Source organism: Actinomadura sp. KC06, assembly GCF_004348735.1.
Classification (GTDB): domain Bacteria; phylum Actinomycetota; class Actinomycetes; order Streptosporangiales; family Streptosporangiaceae; genus Spirillospora.
The window spans coordinates 1-857 of record NZ_SMKT01000407.1 but is presented as its reverse complement, the minus strand read 5'-3'; the positions used below and the strand labels follow the sequence as shown (position 1 = coordinate 857).

Here is an 857-nt window from a genome sequence, read left to right as displayed (position 1 = left end):
CCCCACGCCCCCTTCCGGCTTGGGTCGCTGGTCTCGTTCAGGTGATCAGGCGGTGTAGCGGAGGACGGCTCCGATGGTCAGGTGGGGGTTGGGGCCGTTGGGGGGTAGGACGACCAGTTCGCCGTCGGTGGCCGCCGTGGCTCGGATCAGGGCGGCGTCGGCTCGGGTCTCGCTTGGGGACGTCACGCCGAACTCGTCGTGGAGTTCCTCGGCGGTGGTGGCGATCTGCGCCGGGTCCGGGCCGACCCATAGGCGGGCGGACGAGTCGGGGTCGTCCTCCAGCAGGAGCGTTTCTACGCGTCCCTGGCGGACGGCCTCCGTGGTGGCCGGGAGGCCCGAGACGGCGCGCTGGCCGTTGGCGAGTTCTCGGTCGAAACGTTCCGCGACGGTCATGATGCGTTCGGCGGTCTTGAGGTTCAGGATGCGGCGGACCTCGGCGTCCAGGTCCGGGTCGTCGACGGTGGTGTTCTTGTCGGTCTCGACGGTGTGCTCCAGGACGTGCTCGGACACCTCGTCCAAGACGGCGGTACGGGCGCGGGTGTCGCCGGCGATGACGACGGCCTCGGCGCCGCAGCGGTCGGCGGCGCGGTCGATCTCGTGGGCGACCTTCTTGGCGTTGGTCTTCCACACGTTCTCCGACGAGCGCTGGAACCGGGACTGGTTCCAGTCGCCCGCCTTGGTCTTGCGGATGGGGTACTCCTCGTCCCCCTTGACGTCGATGTGCCGGTGCCTCCCGTCGGCGGTGACGTAGTCGATCGCGCCCCCGCGCCGGTCGACGACTGCCAGCAGGTGGGGGAACTTCTCACCGCGTTCGGCGAGGTAGGGGAGGACGTCCGGGAGCGGGGCCAGGGTCGCGC

At 70.5% G+C, this 857-nt stretch carries 1 protein-coding gene; it reads right to left on the bottom strand.

Annotated elements, in window-relative coordinates; all coding sequences use genetic code 11:
• Nucleotides 1-45: 45 nt before the first annotated feature.
• The coding region (locus tag E1287_RS44520) for a Vms1/Ankzf1 family peptidyl-tRNA hydrolase (RefSeq protein ID WP_165969486.1) at nucleotides 46-857 on the bottom strand (812 nt) is incomplete at its 5' end.